General features: G+C 71.9%; 23 protein-coding genes and 2 pseudogenes. 19 read left to right on the top strand and 6 right to left on the bottom strand.

What is annotated here, in order from left to right:
• Positions 1-76 precede the first annotated feature (76 nt).
• Genes ACIQWG_RS28245 through ACIQWG_RS28230 form a run of 4 tightly spaced genes read left to right on the top strand, consistent with a single transcriptional unit; the run spans position 77 to position 4599 of the window.
• Positions 77-1441 (top strand): glutamine synthetase family protein, encoded by a 1365-nt coding sequence (locus tag ACIQWG_RS28245; protein WP_404100792.1) that lies wholly within the window; start codon positions 77-79, stop codon positions 1439-1441.
• Positions 1442-1449: 8 nt separating this feature from the next.
• Positions 1450-2823 (top strand): aldehyde dehydrogenase family protein, encoded by a 1374-nt coding sequence (locus tag ACIQWG_RS28240; RefSeq protein WP_404100790.1) that lies wholly within the window; start codon positions 1450-1452, stop codon positions 2821-2823.
• Positions 2820-3602 carry a 3-oxoacyl-ACP reductase gene (locus ACIQWG_RS28235; protein WP_404100788.1) on the top strand — a complete coding sequence of 261 codons (783 nt, stop codon included), beginning with the start codon at positions 2820-2822 and terminating at the stop codon, positions 3600-3602. The genes ACIQWG_RS28240 and ACIQWG_RS28235 overlap by 4 nt, the downstream gene beginning before the upstream one ends.
• Before the next feature lie 25 nt (positions 3603-3627).
• A complete protein-coding gene (locus ACIQWG_RS28230) occupies positions 3628-4599 on the top strand; it encodes a DUF2510 domain-containing protein (protein WP_404101145.1) in 972 nt (323 codons plus the stop codon).
• Between the two features lie 17 nt (positions 4600-4616).
• Here ACIQWG_RS28230 and ACIQWG_RS28225 read toward each other — a convergent pair whose 3' ends face one another.
• On the bottom strand, positions 4617-5819 hold the full coding sequence (locus ACIQWG_RS28225) for an amino acid deaminase/aldolase (RefSeq protein WP_404100786.1): 1203 nt from the start codon (positions 5817-5819) through the stop codon (positions 4617-4619).
• A gap of 276 nt (positions 5820-6095) precedes the next feature.
• On the opposite strand from ACIQWG_RS28225, the gene ACIQWG_RS28220 reads away from it, so the two are divergent.
• The 3 genes from ACIQWG_RS28220 (at position 6096) to mycP (ending at position 9434) form a co-directional block, all read left to right on the top strand.
• On the top strand, positions 6096-6218 hold the full coding sequence (locus tag ACIQWG_RS28220) for a hypothetical protein (RefSeq protein WP_404100784.1): 123 nt from the start codon (positions 6096-6098) through the stop codon (positions 6216-6218).
• Between the two features lie 1009 nt (positions 6219-7227).
• Complete coding sequence (locus ACIQWG_RS28215; RefSeq protein ID WP_404100782.1) at positions 7228-8199, top strand: hypothetical protein; 972 nt, start codon at positions 7228-7230, stop codon at positions 8197-8199.
• Positions 8196-9434, top strand: a complete 1239-nt coding sequence (gene mycP / locus ACIQWG_RS28210; RefSeq protein ID WP_404100780.1) for a type VII secretion-associated serine protease mycosin — start codon at positions 8196-8198, stop codon at positions 9432-9434. The genes ACIQWG_RS28215 and mycP overlap by 4 nt, the downstream gene beginning before the upstream one ends.
• Here mycP and ACIQWG_RS28205 read toward each other — a convergent pair.
• Positions 9431-10426: a serine hydrolase gene (locus ACIQWG_RS28205; protein WP_404100778.1), complete on the bottom strand. Its 996-nt coding sequence runs from the start codon at positions 10424-10426 to the stop codon at positions 9431-9433. The two genes, mycP and ACIQWG_RS28205, sit on opposite strands and share 4 nt — an antisense overlap.
• A 149-nt stretch (positions 10427-10575) precedes the next feature.
• Here ACIQWG_RS28205 and ACIQWG_RS28200 point away from each other — a divergent pair, with 149 nt between their 5' ends.
• A complete protein-coding gene (locus ACIQWG_RS28200; protein ID WP_404100776.1) occupies positions 10576-11307 on the top strand; it encodes an SseB family protein in 732 nt (243 codons plus the stop codon).
• 1 nt (position 11308) lies between these two features.
• On the opposite strand, the gene ACIQWG_RS28195 is transcribed toward ACIQWG_RS28200, so the two are convergent.
• Positions 11309-11674: a DUF1844 domain-containing protein gene (locus tag ACIQWG_RS28195; RefSeq protein ID WP_404100774.1), complete on the bottom strand. Its 366-nt coding sequence runs from the start codon at positions 11672-11674 to the stop codon at positions 11309-11311.
• 339 nt (positions 11675-12013) lie between these two features.
• Here ACIQWG_RS28195 and infC point away from each other — a divergent pair.
• From infC to ACIQWG_RS28145, 10 genes and pseudogenes are all read left to right on the top strand, one after another.
• Positions 12014-12698 (top strand): annotated as a pseudogene (infC, locus tag ACIQWG_RS28190) (translation initiation factor IF-3).
• Positions 12699-12808: 110 nt separating this feature from the next.
• Positions 12809-13003, top strand: a complete 195-nt coding sequence (rpmI, locus tag ACIQWG_RS28185; protein WP_003977225.1) for a 50S ribosomal protein L35 — start codon at positions 12809-12811, stop codon at positions 13001-13003.
• A gap of 113 nt (positions 13004-13116) precedes the next feature.
• Positions 13117-13500, top strand: coding sequence for a 50S ribosomal protein L20 (rplT, locus tag ACIQWG_RS28180; RefSeq protein WP_006141703.1), 384 nt, complete (start codon positions 13117-13119; stop codon positions 13498-13500).
• 102 nt (positions 13501-13602) lie between these two features.
• Entirely contained in the window at positions 13603-14451 is an 849-nt protein-coding gene (locus ACIQWG_RS28175) for a TrmH family RNA methyltransferase (RefSeq protein WP_404100772.1), read from the top strand.
• A gap of 53 nt (positions 14452-14504) precedes the next feature.
• Positions 14505-15641 (top strand): ATP-binding protein, encoded by a 1137-nt coding sequence (locus tag ACIQWG_RS28170; RefSeq protein ID WP_404100770.1) that lies wholly within the window; start codon positions 14505-14507, stop codon positions 15639-15641.
• 136 nt (positions 15642-15777) lie between these two features.
• Positions 15778-16899, top strand: coding sequence for a phenylalanine--tRNA ligase subunit alpha (pheS, locus tag ACIQWG_RS28165; RefSeq protein ID WP_404100768.1), 1122 nt, complete (start codon positions 15778-15780; stop codon positions 16897-16899).
• Positions 16899-19412, top strand: a complete 2514-nt coding sequence (gene pheT / locus ACIQWG_RS28160; RefSeq protein WP_404100766.1) for a phenylalanine--tRNA ligase subunit beta — start codon at positions 16899-16901, stop codon at positions 19410-19412. The genes pheS and pheT overlap by 1 nt, the downstream gene beginning before the upstream one ends.
• A 242-nt stretch (positions 19413-19654) precedes the next feature.
• Positions 19655-20695, top strand: a pseudogene (locus ACIQWG_RS28155) (PP2C family protein-serine/threonine phosphatase); the annotation flags it as partial.
• Positions 20696-20973: 278 nt separating this feature from the next.
• Entirely contained in the window at positions 20974-22314 is a 1341-nt protein-coding gene (locus ACIQWG_RS28150; protein ID WP_404100764.1) for a transcriptional regulator, read from the top strand.
• An 85-nt stretch (positions 22315-22399) separates the two neighbouring features.
• Complete coding sequence (locus ACIQWG_RS28145; protein ID WP_404100762.1) at positions 22400-22945, top strand: NUDIX hydrolase; 546 nt, start codon at positions 22400-22402, stop codon at positions 22943-22945.
• Positions 22946-22975: 30 nt separating this feature from the next.
• On the opposite strand, the gene ACIQWG_RS28140 is transcribed toward ACIQWG_RS28145, so the two are convergent.
• Positions 22976-23233: a hypothetical protein gene (locus ACIQWG_RS28140; protein WP_404100760.1), complete on the bottom strand. Its 258-nt coding sequence runs from the start codon at positions 23231-23233 to the stop codon at positions 22976-22978.
• A 209-nt stretch (positions 23234-23442) separates the two neighbouring features.
• Complete coding sequence (locus ACIQWG_RS28135) at positions 23443-24315, bottom strand: 3-hydroxybutyryl-CoA dehydrogenase (RefSeq protein WP_404100758.1); 873 nt, start codon at positions 24313-24315, stop codon at positions 23443-23445.
• A gap of 197 nt (positions 24316-24512) precedes the next feature.
• Here ACIQWG_RS28135 and ACIQWG_RS28130 point away from each other — a divergent pair, with 197 nt between their 5' ends.
• A complete protein-coding gene (locus ACIQWG_RS28130) occupies positions 24513-25775 on the top strand; it encodes a glycoside hydrolase family 10 protein (RefSeq protein WP_404100756.1) in 1263 nt (420 codons plus the stop codon).
• A gap of 51 nt (positions 25776-25826) precedes the next feature.
• Here the strand turns inward: ACIQWG_RS28130 and ACIQWG_RS28125 are convergent, their stop codons facing one another.
• Complete coding sequence (locus ACIQWG_RS28125; protein ID WP_404100754.1) at positions 25827-26021, bottom strand: DUF1918 domain-containing protein; 195 nt, start codon at positions 26019-26021, stop codon at positions 25827-25829.
• Positions 26022-26031 lie beyond the last annotated feature (10 nt).

The following is a 26031-nucleotide window of genomic DNA, read 5'->3' as shown; positions in this document are numbered from 1 at the left end:
CCCCTTCCCAATCAATGGTCCTGCGCAATACCTTATGGCTCCCGGCTGACCGAAGTAGCCGAATGGAGGCTCTCCCGTGGCAGACCGCACACCCCCGCTGAGCGTCGAGGAGCTGCACGCCCTCGTCGCGAGCGGTGAGATCGACACTGTCGTCCTGGCCTTCCCCGATATGCAAGGGCGGCTCCAGGGCAAGCGGTTCGCCGCCCGCTTCTTCCTCGACGAGGTCCTGCACCACGGCACCGAGGGCTGCAACTACCTCCTCGCCGTCGACACGGAGATGAACACGGTCGACGGCTACGAGATGTCCTCCTGGGACCGCGGCTACGGCGACTTCGCCATGCACCCCGACCTGGCCACCCTGCGCCGCGTCCCGTGGAACGCCGGTACGGCCATGCTCGTCGCCGACCTCGCCTGGAACGACGGCTCGCCCGTCGTCGCCGCGCCCCGCCAGGTGCTGCGCCGCCAGCTGGAGCGCCTCGCCGAGCTCGGGTACACCGCGAACGTCGGCACCGAGCTGGAGTTCATCGTCTTCAAGGACACCTACGAGCAGGCCTGGGACGCGAACTACCGAGGGCTCACGCCGGCGAACCAGTACAACATCGACTACTCGGTGCTCGGCACCGGGCGGATCGAGCCGCTGCTGCGCCGGATCCGCAACGAGATGGCGGGCGCCGGGCTCACCGTCGAGTCCGCCAAGGGCGAGTGCAACCCCGGCCAGCACGAGATCGCCTTCAAGTACGACGACGCCCTGGTCACCTGCGACCAGCACGCGATCTACAAGACCGGCGCGAAGGAGATCGCCGCCCAGGAGGGCGTCTCGATCACCTTCATGGCCAAGTACAACGAGCGCGAGGGCAACTCCTGCCACATCCATCTCTCGCTCGCGGACGCGGGCGGGGACAACGCCATGGCCGGGGACGGCGAAGGCGGCATGTCCGACGTCATGCGGCACTTCCTGGCCGGTCAGCTGGCCGCGCTGCGCGACTTCTCCCTGCTCTACGCCCCGAACATCAACTCCTACAAGCGGTTCCAGCCGGGCTCCTTCGCGCCGACCGCCGTCGCCTGGGGCCACGACAACCGCACCTGCTCCCTGCGCGTCGTCGGCCACGGTCGCTCGATGCGCTTCGAGAACCGGCTCCCCGGCGGCGACGTCAACCCGCACCTCGCCGTCGCCGGACTGGTCGCCGCCGGGCTGTACGGCATCGAACACAAGCTGGAGCTGCCCGAGCCCTGCCCCGGCAACGCCTACACCGCCGACTTCGAGCACGTCCCCACGACCCTGAGGGAGGCCGCCGAGCTCTGGGAGAACAGCCCCATCGCCAAGGCCGCCTTCGGCGACGAGGTCGTCGCCCACTATCGCAACATGGCCCGCGTCGAGCTCGAAGCCTTCGACGCCGCGGTGACCGACTGGGAGCTGCGCCGCTCCTTCGAACGCATGTGAGGCACCTCTTGTCCGACCAGCTCCAGGTACTGAACCCCGCCACCGAAGAGGTCGTCGCCACCGTCCCGGCCGCCACCGCGGCCGACGTCGACGCGGCGGTCGTACGGGCCACGAGGGCGCAGGCCGTGTGGTCCGCGCTCGCGCCCGGCGAACGCGCGCGACTGCTGCGCCGGTTCGCCGTCGCCGTCGACGAACACCTCGAAGAACTCGCCCAGTCGGAGGTCCGGGAAGCCGGGCACACCATCGGCAACGCCCGCTGGGAGGCGGGCAACGTCCGCGACCTCCTCGACTACGCGGCCGGGGGAGTGGAGCGGCTGACCGGACGTCAGATCCCGGTCCCGGGCGGCCTGAACGTCACGATCCTCGAACCGCTGGGCGTCGTAGGCGTCATCGCCCCCTGGAACTTCCCGATGCCGATCGCGGCCTGGGGTACGGCCCCGGCACTCGCGGCCGGCAACGCGGTGATCCTCAAGCCCGCCGAGACGACGCCGCTGACGGCGCTGCGGCTGGCGGAGCTGGCCCTGGAAGCCGGGCTTCCGGAGGGCCTGTTCCAGGTCCTGCCCGGCCACGGTTCCGTCGCCGGCAACGCCCTCGTCGAGCACCCCGGCGTCGCGAAGATCGTCTTCACCGGGTCCACGGCCGTGGGCAAACAGGTGTTGGCGAAGGGCTCCGCGCTCCTCAAGCGCGTCACCCTCGAACTCGGCGGCAAGAGCCCCAACATCGTCTTCGCCGACGCCGACCTCGAAGCCGCCGCGGCGGCCACCCCCATGTCCTTCCTCGACAACTCCGGCCAGGACTGCTGCGCCCGCACCCGCATCCTCGTCCAGCGCTCCGCCTACGACCGCTTCATGGAGCTGCTGGGCCCCGCGATCGAGGCGGTGACGGTCGGCGACCCGGCCGACGAGACGACCGACATGGGCCCGCTCATCTCCAAGGTCCAGCTGGACCGGGTCCGTTCCTACGTCACCGACGACCTCGACGGCGTGCGCGGCAAGGCCCCCGAGGGCCCCGGCTTCTGGTTCCCGCCCACCGTCCTCACCGGCGTCGACCCGCACGCGCGCGTGGCCGTCGAGGAGGTCTTCGGCCCCGTCGCCGTCGTCCTGCCCTTCGAGGACGAGGCCGAGGCGGTCGCCCTCGCCAACGGCACCGACTACGGCCTCTCCGGCTCCATCTGGACCCGTGACGTCGGCCGCGCCCTGCGCGTCTCCCAGCACGTCCGGGCCGGAAACCTGTCCGTCAACTCCCACTCCAGCGTCCGCTACTGGACCCCGTTCGGCGGCTTCAAGCAGTCCGGCATCGGCCGTGAGCTGGGCCCCGACGCCCTGACCGCATTCACCGAGACCAAGAACGTCTTCATCAGCACGGAAGGCCCCGCACAGTGACCGCAGAGAACATTTGCCGGCGTCTCGTCGGACGTACGGCCGTCATCACCGGCGCCGGCAGCGGCATCGGCCTCGCCACCGCCCGCCGGCTCGCCTCCGAAGGCGCGCACGTCGTCTGCGGCGACGTCGACGAGCAGCGCGGCAAGGCGGCCGCCGAGGAGGTCGGCGGGATCTTCGTGAGCGTGGACGTCACCGACCCCGAGCAGGTCGAGGCGCTGTTCAAGACGGCGTTCGACACCTACGGCAGCGTCGACATCGCCTTCAACAACGCCGGTATCTCGCCGCCCGACGACGACTCCATCCTGGAGACCGGCCTGGAGGCCTGGAAGCGCGTCCAGGAGGTCAACCTCACCTCCGTCTACCTGTGCTGCAAGGCCGCCATCCCCTACATGCGGCAGCAGGGCAAGGGCTCCATCATCAACACGGCCTCATTCGTGGCGAGGATGGGCGCCGCCACGTCCCAGATCTCGTACACCGCCTCCAAGGGCGGCGTGCTGGCCATGTCCCGCGAACTGGGCGTGCAGTTCGCCCGCGACGGCATCCGGGTCAACGCCCTGTGCCCGGGACCGGTCAACACCCCCCTCCTCCAAGAGCTGTTCGCCAAGGACCCGGAGCGCGCCGCACGCCGGCTCGTGCACATCCCGGTCGGCCGCTTCGCCGACGCCGACGAGATCGCCGCCGCCGTCGCCTTCCTGGCCAGCGACGACTCGTCCTTCGTGAACGCCACCGACTTCCTGGTCGACGGCGGAATCTCGGGGGCGTACGTCACGCCGCTGTAGGCGCCCTACAGTTGCCGGAATGAGCATGACGCCCCCGCCCGGCTGGTACCGCGACCCCTCCGTCCCGCACGCGGAACGCTGGTGGGACGGAACGGCCTGGACCGAGCACCGGCGCGCCCCCGAGGCGACGGCACCGCAGTCCGCGACGCCGCCGGTGCCCGGTCCGCAGGGGTACGGAACACCGGGGTACGGGGCACCGGGCCACGAGCCGCACGCGACCGTGCCGATGACGCCCGGGCGGCCGACGGCCGGCACCGCCTCCGGGCGGGCGCCCAAGGTCGTCGCCCTGGTCGCCGCGGGGGCCGTCCTGCTCACGGCGATCGTCACCGGCGTGATCGTCCTCGGGAAGGACGACGGGGGCGCGGACGTGGACACCGCGCCCACGCTCGCGACCTCGGCGCCCGTGGACCGCGAGCCGGCCTCCGACACCCCCACCCCGACGGACTCCGCCTCCGAGCCTCCCGTTGACGACCCGGCCGTGGTGACGGACCAGCTCAACGGCATCACCCTGCCGCTGCTCGACGGCTGGGTCAGGCCGCGCAACCTGCCCGAGCCGGACGTCCTCATGACCACGGACGGCACCTACGAGTGCCCCGCCGACTTCGGCTACTGCCGGCACGGCAAGGTCAGCTCGCGCACCGCGACCGCCGACGACGGACCCACCCCGGAGGCCATCGCCAAGACGGACATCCAGGACGCGGCCGACGACGCCTACGACCGCGACCTCGTCGGCCGGCGCCCCTTCGGCGGCGTCGAGTCCCACCAGGTCGTGGCGTCCGGCCCGGTCAAGGTGTCGGGGCGCGCGGGCTACTTCGTGCGCTGGCGGGTCACGACGGCCGAGGGACCGGGCGGCTACGTCCAGTCGCTGGCCTTCCCGTCCCGCGTCGGCACCGAGTCGCCGGTCATCCTGCGCTACGTCTTCGACGCGGGCGAGGACGGACCGCCGCTGGCCGACATGGACCGCTTCACACGGGGCATCCGCTCCACGGCGGACTGACCCGGCGGGCGCGCGGCCTACAGGAACGTGTGGCCCTCGCCCCGGTAGGTCGGCACGGTCGCCGTCACCGCGGTGCCCTCGACCAGGTGCAGCGCGTCGAACCGCTCACACATCTCACCGGCCTTGGCGTGCCGGAACCACACCTTGTCGCCGATCAGCAGATCGTCGGCGGGGGAGCCCAGCAGCGGCGTCTGCACCTCGCCGGGCCCCTCCTGGGGGTCGTAGCGCAGCCCTTCCGGCAGGTACGGCACCGGCAGCCGGTCCGGCCCGGCCACACCCGAGGCCGGATACCCGCCGCCGAGGACGGTCACGACACCGACGCCCGGGCGGCGCACGACCGGCTGGGCGAACAGCGCGGCCGGACGCCCGCTGAACGAGGTGTAGTTGTCGAACAGCCGCGGTACGTACAGCCCCGACCCGGCCCCGATCTCGGTCACGGCGTCCTCGGCGGCCGTGAACTGCACACTGCCGGTCCCGCCGCCGTTGACGAACTCCAGCTCCGGCACCACGGCCCGCAGCGCCCGCACCACCGCGGCCCGCCGCTCGGCGAGCTCCCGCCGTGCCGCGGCCTGCATCAGCCGCACGGCACGCGACCGCAACGGCCGCCCCGGCACCGCGTCCCCGACGCCGGCGATGTGACCCTCGTACGCCATGATCCCGACGACCTGGAAACCGGGCCGCCGGGAGACGGTCCGGGCCAGGTCGGCGACCTGCGCGGGCGAGTGCAGCGGGGAGCGTCGGGCGCCGACCCGCACCCGTCCGCCCAGCAGCCGCAGCGAGGTGTCCAACTCCAGGCAGACCCGCACCACTTCGCGGCCGCCGTTGCGTGCCCCGTCGATCAGCCGGAGCTGCGCCGGGTCGTCGATCATCACGGTGACGGCGGACGCCAGCTTGGGATCGCTCGTCAGCTCGGCGAAACCGGCGCGGTCCGCCGACGGATAGGCGAGCAGCACGTCGTCGAACCCGGACCGCGCCAGCCACAGGGACTCGGCGAGCGTGAAGGACATCAGGCCCGCGAAGCCGTCCTTCGCGAGGACGCGTTCCAGCAGGGCCCGGCAGCGTACGGACTTGCTGGCCACGCGGATCGGCTTGCCGCCGGCCCGGCGGCGCATGTCGTCCGCGTTCGCGTCGAAGGCGTCCAGGTCCACGATCGCGAATGGGGCTTCGAGATGGGCGGTGGCCCGGTCGTAACGGGCCCGGTCAGCGGCGCGCGCAGTCATGAACGCAGCCTGCCAGACCGGATTACCGCAGGGTAGGGGGACGTTCCGGGCAGATGTGCACGGGGTCGTGGACTGGTTCCCGTTCGCGCAGGTTCAACCCGTAGAGTGACGCGCACGCACGTGGAAACGTCCCCGGTCGCACGCTCGCGCCGGGATGACGCTCCCTCGGCGCGGGTATGCGTGCCTGGTCGGAGGAGTCCGTGCCGGGCGAAGCAGCCGGAGAACGGGACAGCGGCCCGCGCACGAGGACGGGCCCGGGGCACGAGGAAACGGGGGGTGCATGAGCACGGAAGCGCGTCGCGCCCCCATCCCACCACGCCCGGCGACCCCGCCCCCGCCCGCCGCCCCGCCGCGCCCCACGACCCCGCCCAGGCCGGCGGAACCGCCGAGGACCGGTGACGCGCGGGACGAGGCGACGGACACACCGGGCACGGCGATCCCACGGCCGACCGGCGAAAGCACACGAACGGAGGGCGCGGTGTCGGGCGGAGTCGACGCGCGACGGGACTTCCCGGACGTGCCCGCCCCACGCCGCCGTACGCCCGCGCCCTCGGACACGCAGCCTCAGCGCACCCCGGCCCCCGGCACCGCCACGCCCCCGCCTCCGCCCCGGGCCTCGGCCCGCTTCCCGGACACCCCGCCGACGGCCGGGCATGCGGACGCCGATGGATCACCGCGCGCCGAGGGTCAGGGCCACGGCCAGGCGGGGCCGGGCACTCTGCCGCCGCGCCCTGAAAGCACGGGCCACCCGGCCCCTGCCGCCACGCCACCCAGCTCCCCCGCGCCTCGCCCCGGCCAGCCCGCGCCTGGCACGGCGCTGCCCCGCGCGGGCCAGCCCGCCCCCGGCACGACTGCCCCTCGCTCCGGCCTGTCCGCGCCCGGGGCGACCGCGCCCCACCAGGGCCAGCCCGCGCCTGGCACGACTGCCCCTCGCTCCGGCCTGTCCGCGTCCGGGGTGACCGCGCCCCACCAGGGCCAGCCCGCGCCCGGCACGACCGCGCCCCACCAGGGCCTGTCCGCGTCCGGGGCGACCGCGCCCCACCAGGGCCTGTCCGCGTCCGGGGCGACCGCGCCCCACCAGGGCCAGCCCGCGCCCGGCACGACTGCCCCTCGCTCCACCCCGTCCGCGCCCCGCACGACTCCGCCCCGCTCTGGACAGTCCGCACCCGGCGCGACTCCGCCCCGCCCTGCCCAGCCCGCACCCGGCGCGACTCCGCCCCGCCCAGCCCAGCCCGCCCCCGGCGCGCCTGCTCCCCGCCCCTCGGCATCCCGTCGTACGGCCGCACCGGCCGAGACGGCGGCGGAGACCACGTTCCGTCTCCGGCCGATCCCGGCGGACCCGGCGCGCGGCTCCGGCAACCGCCCCTCCACCGACCGGCACTCCGGCGTGTCCGCTCCCCTTCCGCCCATGCGACCCGCGCACGAACCCCCGCCCTCCGGCGGGTCCGGGTACGCGGGCTCGGCGCCTGCCGGCCCTGCCCGGGGTACGCCCGGCGCCGCCGCGTTCGCGCCCGACCCCTCCCACTCCTGGAGCGCCCCGTTGTCGCCCGGTTCCGGGCGGCCCGTCGTGTCGTTCGCGGAGCCCGAGGGGTACGACGAGCAGGCACGGCCGCGTCCCCTCGGGATGCGGATCCGGCCCCGGATCGCCGTGGCCGCCGCCTGTGTCGTGCTCGGTGCCGGGCTCATCGGCGGGGCCGTGACCGGCAGTTGGCTGGTCGGGGACAGCGGTGACGGCGGTGCGCGGGACACCTTCACCGAAGCCGGCGGCCTGTGGCACAGCGTGCCCGTCGACCAGCTCTTCCCACCCACCGTGAGCGGCACGGGCGCGGGCCCCGGCGGAGCCGACCGCATCTGGACCCGGATCGCCGTCGCACCGGACACCGGCTGCGCGAACGCCTTCGACCCGCTCCTGCGCAAGGCCCTCGCCCCCGTCGGCTGCGAGCGCCTCCTGCGTGCCACTTACATCGACGCCACCCAGAGCTACGTCACCACCGTCGGACTGCTCTTCACCACGGCCGACGCCACCGCGATGCGCTCCCTCGACGCCCGCTTCGCCAAGGAGGGCCTGGACCGCCGTACGGATCTCATGCCCCGCCCGTACGCCGCCAAGGGCACCCCGGCCGCCGGATTCGGTGACGAACAGCGCGCCGCCTGGACCGTCTCCGTGCTCACCGACGCCCCCGTCGTCGTCTACGCCGTCTCCGGCTGGGCCGACGACCGGGCCGTCGACGACCCCCAGCCCGCCGAGGAGGCCATGGAGTCCGGCGCCACCACGTCCGTCGCCCAGGCCGGCCTCGGCCACGAGGCGCAGGGCCTCGCCGACCGCGTCGAACGCGCCCTGCGCAAGAACGTCGGCCCGTCCACGGAGCAGCCGTCATGAACACCGGTACGAACAGCGCGGCACGCGGCGCGGTCAGCAGAGCCCGGAAGACCCGCCTGCCCCGCCGCACCGGCCCCCTCGCCGTACTGCTCGCCGCCGGCCTCGCCCTCCTGCCCCCCACCACCGCGCACGCCGACTCCATACGCGCCCAGCAGTGGGCCCTGGAGGCCATGCACACCGACGAGGCCTGGCAGACCACCAAGGGCGAGGGCGTCACCGTCGCCGTGCTCGACACCGGCGTCGCGGCCGACCACCCCGACCTCGCGGGCAACGTCCTCCAGGGCAAGGACATGGTCGGCTTCGGCGCCGAGCGCGGCGACCGCGCCTGGGCCCGGCACGGCACCGCGATGGCCGGCATCATCGCCGGCCACGGACACGGCGCCGGGAACGGCGAAGGCGTGCTCGGCATCGCCCCCGAGGCCAAGATCATGCCCGTCCGCGTCATCCTGGAGGACGGCGACCCGGCCCGCGCCAAGGCCCGCAGCACCCGGGGCAACGCCCTCGCCGAGGGCATCCGCTGGGCCGCCGACCACGGCGCCGACGTCATCAACCTCTCCCTCGGCGACGACTCCAAGTCCGCCCACCCCGAGGCCGGCGAGGACGAAGCCGTTCAGTACGCGCTGAAGAAGGGCGCCGTGGTCGTCGCCTCGGCCGGCAACGGCGGCGAGAAGGGCGACCACATCTCCTACCCGGCCGCCTACCCGGGCGTGATCGCCGCGACCGCCGTCGACCGCTACGGCACCCGCGCCTCCTTCTCCACCCGCCGCTGGTACGCCACGGTCAGCGCCCCCGGCGTCAACGTCGTCATCGCGGACCCCGACGAGAAGTACTACGAGGGCTGGGGCACGAGTGCCGCCGCCGCCTTCGTCTCCGGCGCCGTCGCCCTGGTCAAGGCGGCCCACCCCGGCCTGACCCCGCCCCAGATCAAGAAGCTCCTGGAGGACACGGCCCGCAACGCCCCCGCGGACGGCCGTGACGACTCCCGCGGCTACGGCTTCATCGACCCGGCCGCCGCCATCGAGAAGGCCGCCGACCTGGGGCCGGGGAACCTCAAGCCGGCGGCGTACGGCGAGGAGTACTTCGGCTCGGGCCCCGACGCCGCCGCCTCGGAGAACGACGCGACGGGCTGGACCGCCTGGCTCGCGGGCGGCGCGGGCGGGCTGCTGCTGGTGTCGGCGGTCGTCGTGTGGCGGGGCCGCGGCCGTTTCGGGTTCCGGAGCGCCGCGCGAAACTAGGAGGAGGCGGTGGCGGACACCGGCGCTTCGGAAGCGGAGGCGTCCTGTCCCACGAACACCGACACCGCCGCCACGGCGGCCGCCTCGACGAGTGAAATCCCCTTCGCCTGCGTCGCGTTGCCGTCCGACAGCACGGCCACCAGACACGCACGGCCGTCGACCGTCACGCGTCCGACGCTGTTGATGTCCCACAGCCCGGTCGCCGTCCGCGGCAGCCAGCCGTTCTTCAGCGCCCACCCCGAACCGCCGCCCGCCGCCGACACCCCCCACCGCTGGTCCACGGCGATCCGCTCCATCAGCCCGCGCAGATACGTCCGCGAGGCCCCGGTCAGCTCCGAGTCCTCCCCGAACACCTGGCGCAGCAGCCGGAGTTGATCGGCGGCGGTGGTCTGGGTCAGCCCCCACAGCATCCCGTCGCCACCCTCGGTCCCGGTGAGCCCGAAGCGCTCGTTCGCCGCGTCGAGCCCCTCCGCCTCGCCGATCGCGCTCCACAGCCGGGACGCGGAGGCGTTGTCGCTGTGCTCGATCATCGCGGTGGCGTACGCCTCCTCCGCCGCCGTCAGCTGCCGACCCTCGTCCTGCGCCTGGAGCAGCAACGCGGCCAGGATGTCGACCTTCACGATGCTCGCCGTGTCGAACGCGCCGTCCCCGTGCGTGGCGCTCGCGCCGGACTCCAGGTCCAGCACCGCCACCGACACCTCGGCACCGTCCGGGACGTCCACCGCCTTCATGGCCGACGCCAGCAGTTCGTCGTAGTCCGTCGTCGGCCGCGCCACGGGTTCCACCGAAGCCTCCTCGCTTTCGGTCGCCGAGGCCGACGGCGACGCCGCCGACGATACGGCCCTCACCCCGGAGTGCGCCCGCGCCTTCACATACGCCGTCCCCATCGCCGTGGCGCCCAGAACGACGGCGGTGGCGAGGGCGCCGTACAGCAGGGGGCGGCTTCCGGCCGGGTGGGCGCGCCGGCCGCGGCGGGCTCTGGAGGACTCCATGCCCGCGATCGTCGGGGCGGTGTCTGTGCCTGCCGTGAGACGGACGTTAGATCTGTGTCAGAGAAACAGGGCGTTCGGGGTCGGGTGTCACATCCGCGTTTCCGGGGCCGCACAAGCCCAGCAGCATCCCCCCGATAGGGTCGGTGACCGTGGCGAACAAGAACATTCCCGACTCCCTCTTCTCCGACGACGACGGCACCGCCGACCCCCGGCTGAGCGCCGCGCTCGCGGCCTGGGCCGAGGACCGCACCGCGGAGAGCCCGGTCCTGGAGGCGCTCAAGGGCGCCCGGCTGCTCGTGCCCGTCGTGGCGGTGCTCGGCGAGGTCGAGGAGGACGAGAACGGGTTGCGCCGCGAGAAGACCAGCGACATGGCCGTCCCCACCCTGAAGGCCGGCGACCGCACCGCCCTGCCCGCCTTCACCTCCACCGAGTCCCTCGCCCGCTGGGACCCGGCCGCCCGCCCCGTCGCCGTACCCCTGCACCAGGCGCTCCAGGCCGCGGCGCACGAGAAGGCGGACACGGTCGTGCTGGACATGGCAGGTCCGGTGCCCTACGAGCTGACGGGGCGCGCGCTGCTCGCGCTGGCCGAGGGGCGTACGACCACGGATCCGCTGGCCGACCCGGCCGTGCGGGAGGCGGTGCGGGCCGCGGTGGCCGCCGCACCCGGTGTGCGCCGGGCCCACCTCGGGCCCGGCCAGGCCGACGGGACGCTCGCGCTGGTGCTGGACTCCGACGCAGTACCCGCCGAGGCCGCCCGTGCGGTCGCCGAGCGGCTGGCCGCCGACGAAACGCTGAGGGCCCGCCTGGTGCGCGGTCTCGACCTGGCACTGCTGCCGGCCGGGACGACGCCTCCGGGCGAGCCCCTGTACGTACGCGGATGAACTAGCCGTAGATCGGGCCGGTGTACTTCTCGCCCGGCCCCTGACCCGGCTCGTCCCGGACGACCGACGCCTCGCGGAAGGCCAGCTGGAGCGACTTCAGGCCGTCGCGCAGCGGGGCCGCGTGGAAGGAGCTGATCTCGGTCGCGCTGCCGTCCAGGAGGCCGGCCAGCGCGTGGATCAGCTTGCGGGCCTCGTCGAGGTCCTTGTATTTGTCGCCCTCCTCGGTCAGACCGAGCTTCACGGCGGCCGCGCTCATCAGGTTGACGGCGACCGTCACGATCACCTCGACGGCGGGGACCTCGGCGATGTCGCGGGTCATGTCGTCGAAGTGGGGGGAACCGGGGGACTCGGGAGGGGTGTCACTCATGTCCCACACGATAGGGCCCGCTGTCCGCCGGTTCGCACCACCCCCGGGTTGCTGCTAACCTTGTGTGACGACCGGCTGGATACTCGAGTGTCCGGCCCACAAGTGGAGGCTCCGATCTCCCACCTGACCGTCCCCCGGGACGGCGGGTCACCCCGGTCAGGCGGCCACCATCGTTCCGTACGGACGATGGAGTCGCCCGAAAGCGCGCCCCGCGATCAAAAGCGGCGGTGCTCCGGTAGTGCTTTGGAGCCCCGCCTGTGATCGTCCGGGGCATTTTTTGTGCTTCGGCGCGGTTAGGTCTGTCGAACAGAGACATACGCGGCCGTCCGCCAGACTGCCGTGTGGTGCTAACCGAGGAGGATCCATCAGCGCCGAGCCCCGCATCAACGACCGGATTCGCGTTCCCGAGGTGCGACTTGTCGGTCCCAGTGGCGAGCAGGTGGGCATTGTCCCGCTGGCCAAGGCACTGGAGCTTGCGCAGGAGTACGACCTGGACCTGGTCGAGGTCGCGGCGAACGCCCGTCCGCCCGTGTGCAAGCTCATGGACTACGGGAAGTTCAAGTACGAGTCGGCCATGAAGGCCCGTGAGGCGCGCAAGAACCAGGCGCACACGGTCATCAAGGAGATGAAGCTCCGGCCGAAGATCGACCCGCACGACTATGACACCAAGAAGGGTCACGTCGTCCGGTTCCTCAAGCAGGGCGACAAGGTCAAGATCACGATCATGTTCCGTGGTCGCGAGCAGTCCCGGCCCGAGCTGGGCTACCGACTGCTCCAGCGGCTCGCGGAGGACGTCCAGGACCTCGGTTTCGTGGAGTCGAACCCGAAGCAGGACGGCCGGAACATGATCATGGTTCTCGGTCCGCACAAGAAGAAGACCGAGGCGATGGCCGAGGCTCGCCAGGCGCAGGAAGCCCGCAAGGCTGACGCGAAGGCCAACCCCGGCAAGTCGCAGAACGCCGCGGAGACCGAGAGTGCCGAGGCCCCTGCCGAGGCGCCTGCCGAGGCTTCCGCCGAGGCGTGATCCCGGGGGACGCCAGTCCCCAGGACGTAACGGATACAACAGCGACGTTCCACCGTGCCCGGTTTCACGACCGGGCACCGGAACGCCACCGACGAGGAGAGAACGGCGCTATGCCGAAGAACAAGTCGCACAGCGGTGCCAGCAAGCGCTTCAAGATCACCGGCTCCGGCAAGGTGCTCCGTGAGCGCGCTGGCAAGCGCCACCTGCTCGAGCACAAGTCGTCCCGCGTGACGCGCCGCCTGACCGGCAACGCCGAGATGGCCCCGGGCGACGCCGCGAAGATCAAGAAGCTTCTCGGCAAGTGACGTTCGCGGCGCCCGCTCCACTCGGAGCACAGAGCGCCGTACGTCTGGACCGGGACCCAATCGATACCGGGCCGTGTGAGTCCAACCGCGGCCCCGCTACAAGGAGTTAAAAAGTGGCACGCGTCAAGCGGGCAGTGAACGCCCACAAGAAGCGCCGGGCGATCCTCGAGCAGGCCTCCGGCTACCGCGGTCAGCGTTCGCGCCTGTACCGCAAGGCCAAGGAGCAGGTCACCCACTCGCTGGTCTACAACTACAACGACCGCAAGAAGCGCAAGGGTGACTTCCGCCAGCTGTGGATCCAGCGCATCAACGCCGCTGCCCGCGCCAACGGCATCACGTACAACCGCTTCATCCAGGGTCTGAAGGCCGCGAACGTCGAGGTCGACCGCAAGATCCTGGCCGAGCTGGCCGTCAACGACGCGAACGCGTTCGCCGCGCTCGTCGAGGTCGCGCAGAAGGCGCTGCCGAGCGACGTCAACGCCCCCAAGGCGGCGTGAAGCCCCGGCTGCTCTAGGCAGACGTGACTGAAGGGACCCGCAGGCCGAAAAGGCCTGCGGGTCCTGCTGTGTCCGTGAACTTCAGAACCCCAAGGTGAACCCATGCCTCCCGCCAGCCCCGAGCTGATCTCCCCCCGTTCCCCCCGCGTCTCCGCCGCCCGGCGGCTCGCCAGGCGGAACTTCCGGAGCAAGGAGCGGCTGTTTCTCGCGGAGGGGCCGCAGGCCGTGCGGGAGGCCGCCGCGTACGGGTCCACCCTGGTGGAGCTGTTCACCACCGTCGACGCCGCGGACCGCTACGCCGACCTCGTCGGCGAGGCCCGCGCGGCGGGGGCGAAGGTGCATCTCGCCGACGAGCAGGTGATCGCCGACATCTCGACCACCGTGACGCCCCAGGGTCTCGTCGGGGTCTGCCGGTTCGTCGACACGCCCTTCGAGGAGATCCTCGCCGCCCGGCCGAAGCTCGTCGCCGTACTCGCCCATGTGCGCGATCCCGGTAACGCCGGGACCGTGCTGCGGTGCGCCGACGCCGCCGGCGCCGAAGCCGTCGTACTGACCGACGCCTCCGTCGACCTCTACAACCCCAAGGCCGTACGGGCCTCCGTGGGGTCGCTGTTCCACCTGCCCGTCGCCGTGGGCGTGCCCGTCGAGCGGGCCGTGGCCGGGCTCAAGGACGCCGGGGTGCGGATCCTCGCCGCCGACGGAGCCGGGGACCGGGACCTCGACGACGAGCTCGACAAGGGGAGCATGGGCGGGCCGACCGCCTGGGTGTTCGGCAACGAGGCGTGGGGGCTCCCGGAGGAGACCCGCGCGCTGGCCGACGCCGTCGTGCGCGTCCCGATCCACGGGAAGGCCGAGAGCCTGAACCTGGCCACCGCCGCGGCCGTATGTCTCTATGCGTCGGCCCGTGCACAGCGCGCCTCCGGAGGGTGCCGCACCGTCACCGAGAGCTAGTAGGGTGACCAGCTCGGGGGCCCCTCAGCCGTCGTGAGAGGTGGGGTACGGGGATGACTGTCGGCACGAGCAGTGCACCGGGGGCACGGGAGGTGCGAGGGCAGTCCGCGTCCCGGTCCGACGATCCCGCCGAGCTCGGATTCGATCCCGACGACCTTCCCGACGGTCTCGTCGTCGCCGACGAGCACGGGCATGTCATCTGCTTCAACGCCGCCGCCGAGCGCATCACCGCCGTCCGTGCCGCCGACGCCCTCGGACAGCGCCTGGAGAAGGCCCTGCCCTTGGAGGATCTGGAAGGCCGTCGCTGGTGGCAGCTGACCGACCCGTACGGCGGGCTGGCCATCCGGCGCAGGCAGCCCGAGCGCAATCTGCTCCTGCCCGGCGGGCGCGAGGTGCTCGTCTCCGCCCGCTTCGTGCGCACCGGGCCGACCGGGCCGGTCAGCCGCGTCGTCGTCTCCTTGCGGGACACCGAGGCCCGCCGCCGCACCGAGCGCAGCCACGCCGAGCTGATCGCGACCGTGGCCCATGAGCTGCGCTCCCCGCTGACCTCGGTCAAGGGCTTCACCGCGACGCTCCTCGCCAAGTGGGAACGGTTCACCGACGACCAGAAGCGGCTGATGCTGGAGACCGTCGACGCCGACGCCGACCGCGTCACCCGGCTCATCGCCGAGCTGCTCGACATCTCCCGGATCGACTCGGGACGCCTGGAGGTGCGCCGCCAGCCGGTGGACATGGGCGCGGCCGTCGGACGGCACATCCAGGCGTACGTCGCCGCGGGCCAGCCGGCCGACCGGTTCCTGCTGCGCATGGAACAGCCGCTGCCCGACCTGTGGGCCGACCCCGACAAGATCGACCAGGTGCTCAGCAACCTGATCGAAAATGCGGTGCGGCACGGCGACGGAACGGTCACCATTGACATCACGGCCACGACGTCACCCCGCGAGGGAGAGGACGTCGGCACGTCGGTCACCGTGAGCGACGAGGGGCCCGGCATCCCGGAGGAGTCCATGAACCGCGTCTTCACCCGCTTCTGGCGGGGCAGCAAGCGCGGTGGCACGGGCCTCGGGCTCTACATCGTCAAGGGCATCGTCGAGGCCCACGGCGGCACCATCGAGGTCGGCCGCGCCCCCGGCGGCGGCGCGCAGTTCCGATTTACGTTGCCCGTGGCGGCACCGGCCTTCATGGCCTGAGGCACCACGGGCGCATTCGCATTCCTCAACCCCGTTAGACTCGGCCTTTGGCACCTTTGTGTCCCAAAAACCGTGACGAACTGTCCACGAGTCGGTACGGGGACCATCCGCCAGCCAATCGGAAGCACGGGAAGAGATGTCGGCACCGAATAAGTCGTACGACCCTGTAGAGGTCGAGGCCTTGAAACCGGAAGAGATCGAGCGCATGCGGGACGAGGCGCTCGCCGCCTTCGCCGCCGCGGACTCCCTCGACGCGCTCCAGGAGGCCAAGGTCGCCCACACCGGGGGCACCTCCCCGCTGGCCCTCGCCAACCGCGAGATCGGCGCCCTGCCCCCGCAGGCCAAGGCCGAGGCCGGCAAGCGCGTGGGCCAGGCCCGGGGCGCCGTGAACAAGGGCCTCGCCGCCCGCCAGGCCGAGCTGGAGGCCGAGCGCGACCAGCGGGTGCTGGTCGAGGAGGCCGTGGACGTCACACTGCCGTACGACCGCGTGCCGGCCGGCGCCCGCCACCCGCTGACCACGCTCTCCGAGCGCATCGAGGACATCTTCGTGGCCATGGGCTACGAGGTCGCCGAGGGCCCGCAGGTCGAGGCCGAGTGGTTCAACTTCGACGCCCTCAACATCGGCCCGGACCACCCGGCCCGCGGCGAGCAGGACACCTTCTTCGTCGAGGGACCGGACGGCACCGCCGATTCCGGTGTCGTCCTGCGCACCCACACCTCGCCCGTGCAGATCCGCTCCCTGCTCGACCGCGAGCTGCCGGTGTACGTGATCTGCCCCGGCCGGGTGTACCGCACCGACGAGCTGGACGCCACCCACACCCCGGTCTTCCACCAGGTCGAGCTGCTCGCCGTGGACGAGGGCCTGACCATGTCGGACCTCAAGGGCACCCTGGACCACATGGTCCAGTCCCTGTTCGGCGAGGGCATGAAGACGCGGCTGCGGCCGAACTTCTTCCCCTTCACCGAGCCCAGCGCCGAGATGGACATGCTCTGCTACGTCTGCAAGGGCGAGTCCGTCGGCAACCCCGACCGGCCCTGCCGAACCTGCTCCTCCGAGGGCTGGATCGAGCTCGGCGGCTGCGGCATGGTCAACCCGCGGGTGCTCACCGCCTGCGGCGTCGACCCGGAGAAGTACAGCGGCTTCGCCTTCGGGTTCGGCATCGAGCGGATGCTGATGTTCCGCCACAACGTCGAGGACATGCGAGACATGGTCGAGGGTGACGTCCGGTTCACCCGGCCGTTCGGGATGGAGATCTGATGCGGGTCCCGCTTTCTTGGCTGCGGGAGTACGTCGACCTGCCGGCCACCGAGACCGGTCGTGACGTCCAGGCCAAGCTCATCGCGGCCGGTCTCGAGGTCGAGACGGTCGAGCAGCTCGGCGACGGCCTCAAGGGCCCCCTCGTCGTCGGCCAGGTGCTGACCATCGAGGAGCTGACGGAGTTCAAGAAGCCGATCCGCTTCTGCACCGTCGACGTCGGCCAGGCCAACGGCACGGGCGAACCCCAGGAACTCATCTGTGGCGCCCGGAACTTCGCCGTCGGCGACAAGGTCGTCGTCGTCCTGCCCGGCGCCGAGCTGCCCGGCGGCTTCGCGATCGCCGCGCGCAAGACCTACGGCCGGGTCTCGCACGGCATGATCTGCTCCAGCACCGAGCTGGGCATGGGCGACGACGGCACCCACGGCATCATCGTGCTGCCGCCGGAGACCGAGGTCGGCAGGGACGCCATCGAGCTCCTGGAACTGGTCGACGAGGTGCTGGACATCGCCGTCACCGCCAACCGCGGCGACTGTCTGTCCATCCGCGGCGTCGCCCGCGAGACCGCCATCGCCTACGGCCTCCCGCTGCGCGACCCGGCCCTCATCGACGTGCCCGGCCCGAACGCCTTCGGCTACCCGGTGCAGGTCTCGGACCCGCTCGGCTGCGACCGTTTCACCGCCCGCACGGTGACCGGCCTCAGCCCCGAGGCGCGCTCCCCGATCTGGCTCCAGCGCCGCCTCCAGAAGGTCGGCATGCGCCCCATCTCGCTCGCCGTCGACATCACCAACTACGTGATGATGGAGCTCGGCCAGCCGCTGCACGCCTACGACCGCAACCTGGTCCAGGGCACCATCGGCGTCCGCCGCGCCGAGGAGGGCGAGAAGCTCGTCACCCTCGACGGCACCGAGCGCAAGCTGCACGCCGAGGACCTGGTCATCACCGACGAGCGCGGCCCGATCGGCCTCGCGGGCGTCATGGGCGGCGCCGACACGGAGATCGCCGACCACGACGATCTGGAGAACGCGACGACCGACGTCGTGATCGAGGCCGCCCACTTCGACCAGATCTCCGTCGCGCGCACGGCCCGCCGCCACAAGCTGTCGTCCGAGGCGTCCCGCCGCTTCGAGCGCGGTGTCGACCCGGCCGCGGCGGCCGCGGCGGCCCAGCGCACGGTCGACCTGCTGGTGCTGCTCGCGGGCGGTACGGCCGAAGGCGGCGTCACCGAGGTCATCGCCCCCTCCGCGCCGCACACCATCGCCACGCCGGCCGACCACCCGGACAAGGTCGCCGGTGTCGAGTACGGCCGCGAGACCGTCGTACGCCGGTTGCAGGAGATCGGCTGTGACGTGTACGGGCAGGACGAGCTGATCGTCACCGTCCCGTCCTGGCGGCCCGACCTCGTCGAGCCGAACGACCTGGCCGAAGAGGTCATCCGGCTGGAGGGCTACGAGAACCTGCCCTCCACGCTGCCCAAGCTGCCCTCCGGCCGCGGGCTGACCCACCGTCAGCGGCTGCACCGCCGGGTCGGCCGGGCGCTGGCCGGGGCCGGTTACGTCGAGGCCCCGAACTACCCCTTCGTCAGCGAGCAGGTCTTCGACCAGCTCGGTCTGGCGGCCGACGACCCGGCCCGCCGGGTCGTCAGGCTGGTCAACCCGCTCAACGACGAGGAGCCCGCGCTGCGCACCTCGCTGCTGCCGGGTCTGCTCGGCGCCCTGCGGCGCAATGACGGGCGGGGCTCGCACGATCTGGCCCTGTTCGAGACGGGCCTGGTCTTCCAGCCGCTGGAGGAGCGGCGTGCCGCCGGTCATCTGCCGGTCGACCGCCGCCCGACCGACGAGGAGATCGCCGCGCTGAACGCCGTGCTGCCGGAGCAGCCGCGGCACGTGGCCGTCGTCCTCGCCGGCGCCCGTGAGCAGGCAGGCTGGTGGGGCAAGGGCCGTCCGGCCGACTGGGCCGACGCCATCGAGGCGGCACGGCTGGTGGCGGCCGAGGCCGGGGCCGAACTCCTCGTGCGCGGTGGCCAGTACGGGCCGTGGCACCCCGGTCGCTGCGCCGAGCTGGCGATCACCGTGGCCGGTGCCGAGCGGGTCATCGGGCACGCCGGCGAGCTGCACCCGCGGGTGCTGAAGGCGCTGGGGCTGCCCGCGCGCACCTGTGCGATGGAGCTCGACCTGGACGCGCTGGAGCAGGTCGGCGACGGTACGCCGCAGGCGCCGAGCATCTCCACGTTCCCGGTCGCCACGCAGGACGTCGCCCTCGTGGTGGACAAGCCGGTGCCGGCCGCCGAGGTCGAGGCCGCGCTGCGTGACGGAGCCGGTGAACTCCTCGAGGGGATCCGGCTGTTCGACGTGTACGTCAACGACGAGCAGCTCGGTGACGGCAAGAAGTCGCTGGCGTACGCGCTGCGCTTCCGCGCGGGTGACCGGACGCTCACCGTCGATGAGGCGTCGGCCGCCAGGGACGCGGCGGTCGCCCTCGCGGGGGAGCGTACGGGAGCGGTTCTGCGGGGCTAGTTCGCCCAAGGGGCGGGGGACTGCCGTTCGTTCGGCGGCTGCGGGTTCGTCGTGGCTGGTCGCGCGGTTCCCCGCGCCCCTTCTGGGGCAAGCCCCGCACCACCCCATCCGGTCACCTCACTCGTTTGGGTGATATGCCCGGGTGATCTGGTCCTTCCGGACCATGTGCTCGACAGAATCGGACCGGCCTTCCGAGGCCGGTCCGATTCTGCGTTGTCAGGGCCTAATGGGGGGCCATCGGCATGTTCCGCTTCAAGGCTGCTCGGGTTCCCCGCAAGGTGCTCGCGATGGGGCTGCCCCTCGGCTGGGGCGCGCTGGCCGTCGCCTACAAGCTGGCCTGTCCGCTCGCCGACGAGGACGGCCTCGGCGCCCGGCTCGTGACCAGTGCCGTCTTCCTGGCCGTGGGGACCGGCCTGATCCTGCACGCCCGGCGGGCCCTGGTGCGTGAGCTCCGGCAGGCCCGTGCGGTGGCCGGTGCCGCACAGAGCGTGCTGCTGCGTCCGCTGCCACCGCGCATCGACGGGCTGAACGTCGCCGCGGCCCAGCTCTCCGCGGATCGCGGTGCCCGGGTCGGCGGCGACCTGTACGAGGTCATCGCCACCGAGCACGGCGTACGGGCGGTCATGGGCGATGTGTGCGGCCACGGCATCGCCGCCCTCGGTACCGTGGCGGCGATCCTCGGCAGTTTCCGCGAGGCCGTCCATGACGAACCCGATCTCGGCCGGGTGCTGCACAGACTGGACCGCGCCCTGGCCAGGCACCTGCGCGAACGGGCGCACGACGAGCACCCCGAGGAGTTCGTCACCGTCATGCTGCTGGAGATCGGCCGGGACGGCGAGATCCTGGTGCTCAACTGCGGTCACCCGTGGCCCTATCTGCTGAGCGGCCCGTCCGTCGAGCCCCTCGCCCGCGCCGACCCCTTCCCGCCCCTCGGCCCGTTCCCCCTCCCCGCCGACCTGACGCCGCTGCCGTGCGGCACCCTGCTTCCCGGCGACTCCCTGGTCCTGTACACGGACGGAGTCGAGGACGCGAGGGACGCGAGAGGCCGGTTCTTTTCGCTCCGGGCGGCGCTCATCGGCGCCGTACGAAACCAGCCGATCACTCCACAGACGATCCTGCGCACCCTTTTCACCGCCTTGCTGCGCCACACGAGGGGCCGACCGGCGGACGACATGGCGCTACTGGTCCTACGGAACGACCGGACGCCGGTCGACTGTGGTTCCCCAGGGGCGCGGGGAATCACGCGAACAGGCACGCACGGCCCGCAGTCGACGAACCACCTGCACCGCAACGCCGTGCAGTCGCCCGGTCCAGCCGCCGGCAGGCCGTCCGCCCCGCCACGGAGTGTCGGGCAGGCAGCTGGGCGGACGGCGGATGCGGGCCGCCGCACTGTACGAGGGGGAGCCGGCGGCCCGGCCGGCCTCTTGCGAGGCATTTCAGTCAACCGGTTGGAAACTCTCCGCAACAGTGCGCGCACCCTACGGATTCGGGCACTCCGTTCACACCCCGTGTGAACCGGTTCGCACTACTCTGACGACACCGAGCCACCCGGGGGGCATATATGCAGCCCAACACTCTGCTCGACGCGATCCTGGACGAGGCCGGGATCTCGCACGCGGGGCTGGCAGCACACGTGAACCAGGCGGGGCGGGCGCGAGGGCTCGCACTGAGATATGAACACACCGCCGTCGCACGGTGGTTGAAGGGCCAGCGGCCACGCGGCCAGGTGCCCGACCTGATCTGCGAGGTGCTCGCCGGCCGACTGCACCGTACCGTCACGCTCGACGACATCGGCCTCGGCGTCCCCGGCGAACCGTCGGCCGCGCACACCACCTCGCTGTCCGGCTTCGTGGAGCGGGCGACCGCCCTGTGGCGATCCGACGAGCAGCAACGGCCCCACATACTGGGCGCACCCGCGGTCACCGGCACACCCGCCGTGATGCCGGTGTGGGAGTGGGAGAACCCGCCGGAGGACGTGGACGTCTCACGCGGAGGCCGGCACCGGGTCACCTCGGCCGACATCGACATGCTGCGCGCCGCCCGCACCCACTACGAGCAGATGTACCGCAAGGCGGGCGGCATAGCGACCCGCACCCGGATCGTCGGCTTCCTCAACGCCGAAGCCGCGCCGCTGCTGCGCGGCAGCTACACCGATGCGACGGGGCGTCAACTGCACCGGGCCACCGGCGGGTTGGTGGCCATCGCCGGGATCTGCGCGTACGACTCCGACGCGCACGGGCTCGCCCAGCGCTACTTCCATCAGGCGCTGCGGCTGGCGAAGGCCAGCGGGGACCGGGGGCTGGGCGCGTATGTGATCGCCCTGCTCGTCAACCAGGCTTTGTTCATGCGGGAGTTCCGGCAGGCCGTGGCCTTCGCCGAGGCGGCGCTGCGGGCCGCCGGCAAGCACATCACCCCCGCTCTCGCCTCCGACCTGTACGCGATGCAGGCGAAGGCGTACGCCCACCTCGGCGACGGCACGAGCGCGTTGTCCTGCATCCGGCGTGCCGAGCAGGCCGCCGATCGTATCCACCGCGGATACGAACCCGACGAAACGGGCTATGTCCAGCCCGGACTCGTCAACGTCCAGGTGGCCGAGGCATTGCTCAGCCTCGGGGAGCTGGCGGCGGCGGGGGAGCACGCGGCCGCGGCCGTCGACAACCCCGCCCACGACCGGGGCCGGGTGCACCGGCTGGCCATGCTCAGCACGATCGAGTTGCGTCAGGGCAACGCCGACAAGGCGGTGGCCACGGCGGTGCAGATGGCCGAGCAGGCCCGGGGGATGGAGTCCCAGCGCCTGCGCGACAGACTCCGGGCGGTGCGCGAACACCTGGTGCGCAGCGGCAGCGCGGGAACCGCGGAGGCCGCCAAACTCATCGACGGAGCACTGCGCGTACCGCTGTAGTCCGGTGCTGGTGGGTACGCGAACACCGACACCTCATAGTCCCTGCTGCGATATTGCCACTTACTCGACGGAAGGTGGCAGAACCGTGCAGTGGACGAAACAGAACGAACAAACTGTGTATGAAAACCGCTGGTTCACCGTCAACCTGGCAGATGTGGAGCTGCCCGACGGCCGGCACCTGGACCACTTCCTCATCCGGCTGCGGCCGGTCGCCGTGGCCACAGTGGTCAACGAGGCCAATGAAGTCCTCCTGCTGTGGCGCCATCGCTTCATCACCGACAGCTGGGGGTGGGAACTCGCGGCGGGGGTCGTGGAGGACGGTGAGGACATCGCCCACGCGGCCGCCAGGGAACTGGAGGAGGAGACCGGCTGGCGGCCGGGACCCCTGCACCACCTCATGAGCGTGGAGCCCTCCAACGGGCTCACCGACGCCCGGCACCACATCTACTGGTCCGACGAGGGCGAGTACGTCGGTCACCCCGTGGACGACTTCGAGTCGGACCGCCGGGAGTGGGTCCCGCTGAAGCTGGTCCCCGACATGGTCGCCCGTGGGGAGGTCCCGGCCGCCAACATGGCGGCCGCGTTACTGATGCTGCACCATCTCAGGCTGGGGCAGGACGTCTTGCGCTGATGAGACGTCCCTGGTCGCAGTCCACCGGGGCTAGCGCCCCACCGCCTGCCAGATCGCCACGACGAGAGCACCCACGGCGGTGAGGGCGGCGACCGCGGGCAGCGGCCAGCGCGCGTGCTCCAGGGACTTGATCCGGGTGTTCAGCTCGTCGACCTCCTTGGCGGCCTCCTCGGTGCGGTGCGTGAGCAGAGCCAGCCCGCCCTCCACGCGGGCGTAGGCGACGTCGAGGCGGCGTCGTAACTCTGCGAGTTCCCCTTGTACGACGGGATGCTCGGGATCGGCGGTCACTTGTCCGCTCCTTTCCGTAGTCATCTCAAATCCCTTGTGGCGCAGGGAAAGTGAACTCGCCTGGTGGGCGCATGGGGAGAGTGTGCGAGGGGCATATGCGAGCCCGGGGCGCACACGGTGTGTGAATGACGCGGGCCCGGCACCTTTCTCGGTGCCGGGCCCGGGTACTTGGCCGAAATCTGACCGACCGTAATCAGCCGTGGAGGTGATCAGCCGTAGGTGTAGAAGCCGGAGCCCGTCTTGCGCCCCAGCCGGCCCGCGTCCACCATGCGCTGGAGCAGCGGGGGAGCGGCGTACAGCGGCTCCTTGAACTCGTCGTACATGCTCTGGGCCACCGAGGCGACCGTGTCCAGGCCGATGAGGTCGGACAGCTTCAGCGGGCCCATCGGGTGGGCGCAGCCGAGCTCCATGCCGTTGTCGATGTCCTCGCGGCTGGCGATGCCCGTCTCGAACATCCGGATCGCGGAGAGGAGGTAAGGGATCAGCAGCGCGTTCACGACGAACCCGGAGCGGTCCTGGGCGCGGATGGCGTGCTTGCCCAGCAGCTTCTCGGCGAAGTCCTCGGCGCGGGCGAGCGTGCCCTCGGAGGTGGTGAGCGCCGGGATCAGCTCGACGAGCTGCTGCACCGGGGCCGGGTTGAAGAAGTGGATGCCGATGACATGGTCGGGACGCGAGGTGGCGACCGCCAGCTTCACCAGCGGGATGGAGGAGGTGTTGGAGGCGAGGATCGCGTCCGGCCGGGTCACGACCTGGTCGAGCACCTGGAAGATCTCGGTCTTCACCTGCTCGCTCTCGACGACCGCCTCGATCACCAGGTCACGGTCGGCGAACTCACCGAGATCGGTGGTGAACGTCAGCCGCGCCTGCGTGGCGTCCCGCTCCTCCTCGCTGATCTTGCCGCGCTCGGCGGCCTTGTCCAGCGAGTTGAACAGCCGGGTGCGACCGATCTCCAGGGCCTCGCCGGTGGTCTCGGCGACCTTCACCTCCAGCCCGGCGCGGGCGCACACCTCGGCGATGCCCGCCCCCATCTGGCCGCAGCCCACCACACCGACGCGTGCAATATCTCCGGAGATGCCGGTCACATCGACCCCTTCGCTGGTCCACGACTGCGGCAGGTCCGCCGTTGTTCGACGCCTGCTCCAAACCTGCACGTTACCTTCGGCGCAGCTTGATCGATCGTTCGGGTGCCTCATGAAAGGCTGACGCCGAGCTGGTCCGAAACGCACTGATCTGTCCCTGGACGGGGCCCTTGACCACGGCACACGGAGGTACGAAGACGATGCTGCACCGCAGGTCACGGATGTCACGGCGGGCGTTCTCGCTGACCGCCCTGTCGGCGGTCATGGCGGCGGGCGGGGCGATGATGGCCGGTGCCGCCTCGGCCGGCGCGACGAACCGGAAGCGGCGGTTCGCGGACCGGGAGATGCGCGGGGTGTGGGTGGCGACCGTGGCGAACCGGGACTGGCCCGCCAGGCAGGGGCTGCCCCCGGACGAGCAGCGCGCCCAGTTGCTGGCCCACCTGGACACGGCCGTGAGCCGCGGGCTGAACACCGTGGTCCTCCAGGTGCGGCCCACCGCCGACGCCCTGTGGCCCTCGCCACACGAGCCGTGGTCGCAGGTCCTCACCGGCACCCAGGGCCAGGACCCCGGCTGGGACCCGCTCGGCACGGCCGTCGCGGAGGCCCACGCCCGCGGACTTCAGCTGCACGCCTGGTTCAACCCGTACCGCATCGCCAACCACACGGACCTCGGCCGGCTGGCCGACACCCACCCCGCCCGTACGCATCCCGACTGGGTGGTGGCGTACGGCGGCAAGCTCTATTACAACCCGGGGCTGCCGGACGTCCGGGCCTTCGTGCAGCGGGCGATGCTCGACGCGGTGGAGAAGTACCCGGTCGACGCCGTCCACTTCGACGACTACTTCTACCCCTACCCGGTCGCGGGCCAGAACTTCGACGACGACGAGGCCTTCGACACCTACGGCGGCGGCTTCGCGGTGCGGGCCGACTGGCGGCGCGACAACATCGACAAGCTGATCCAGGAGATGGCGGACGCGATCAGGCGGATCAGGCCCACCACGCAGTTCGGGATCAGCCCGTTCGGTGTGTGGCGCAACGCCGGCACCGACCCGCTCGGCTCGGACACCCAGGGCGGTGTCGAGACCTACGACGACCTGTACGCGGACACCCGCACCTGGGTCCGCGAGGGCTGGATCGACTACATCTGCCCGCAGCTGTACTGGAACATCGGCTTCGCCGTCGCCGACTACGCCAAGCTGCTGCCCTGGTGGGCCGAGGTCGCGCGGGGCAGCAGGACCCACCTCTACCTGGGCGAGGCCCTGTACAAGGCCGGCGATCCCGCACAGCCGGCCGCCTGGCAGGACCCGGCCGAGCTGTCCCGGCATCTGACGCTGGCCAAGGACCACCCGGAGGCACGCGGGCACATCTACTTCGCGGCCAAGGAGGTGGCGGCGGACCGGATCGGGGCCATGGCAAGGGTGGTCGCCGACCACTACGAGCAGCCGGCGATCCCTCCGCGCTGACCCTTCGGCCCCGCTCCTCGGCCCGGCCGCCCGGCCGGCCGGCGCGCCGGGTTACCTCGTCGTGTTCCTGTGGCGGATCTCGGTGTCGGGGCCGGGGGAGCACAGGCCCTCGTGCCCGTCCTCGAAGCGGACGCGGTAGGGCGGATTGCCCTGCTGGCCCAGGACTTCGACGATCTCACCGACCTTGTCGTTTTGCCCGACCACCCTGCCGTGCTGGACAAGCTGGTCGCCCACGGTTGCACGCATCTGTCGGTCC

The sequence above is a fragment of the Streptomyces sp. NPDC098781 genome (assembly GCF_044759995.1).
Taxonomy (GTDB): Bacteria; Actinomycetota; Actinomycetes; order Streptomycetales; family Streptomycetaceae; genus Streptomyces.
Note: the sequence above shows the minus strand (reverse complement) of the source record. Positions and strands in the feature narration are given on the sequence as shown.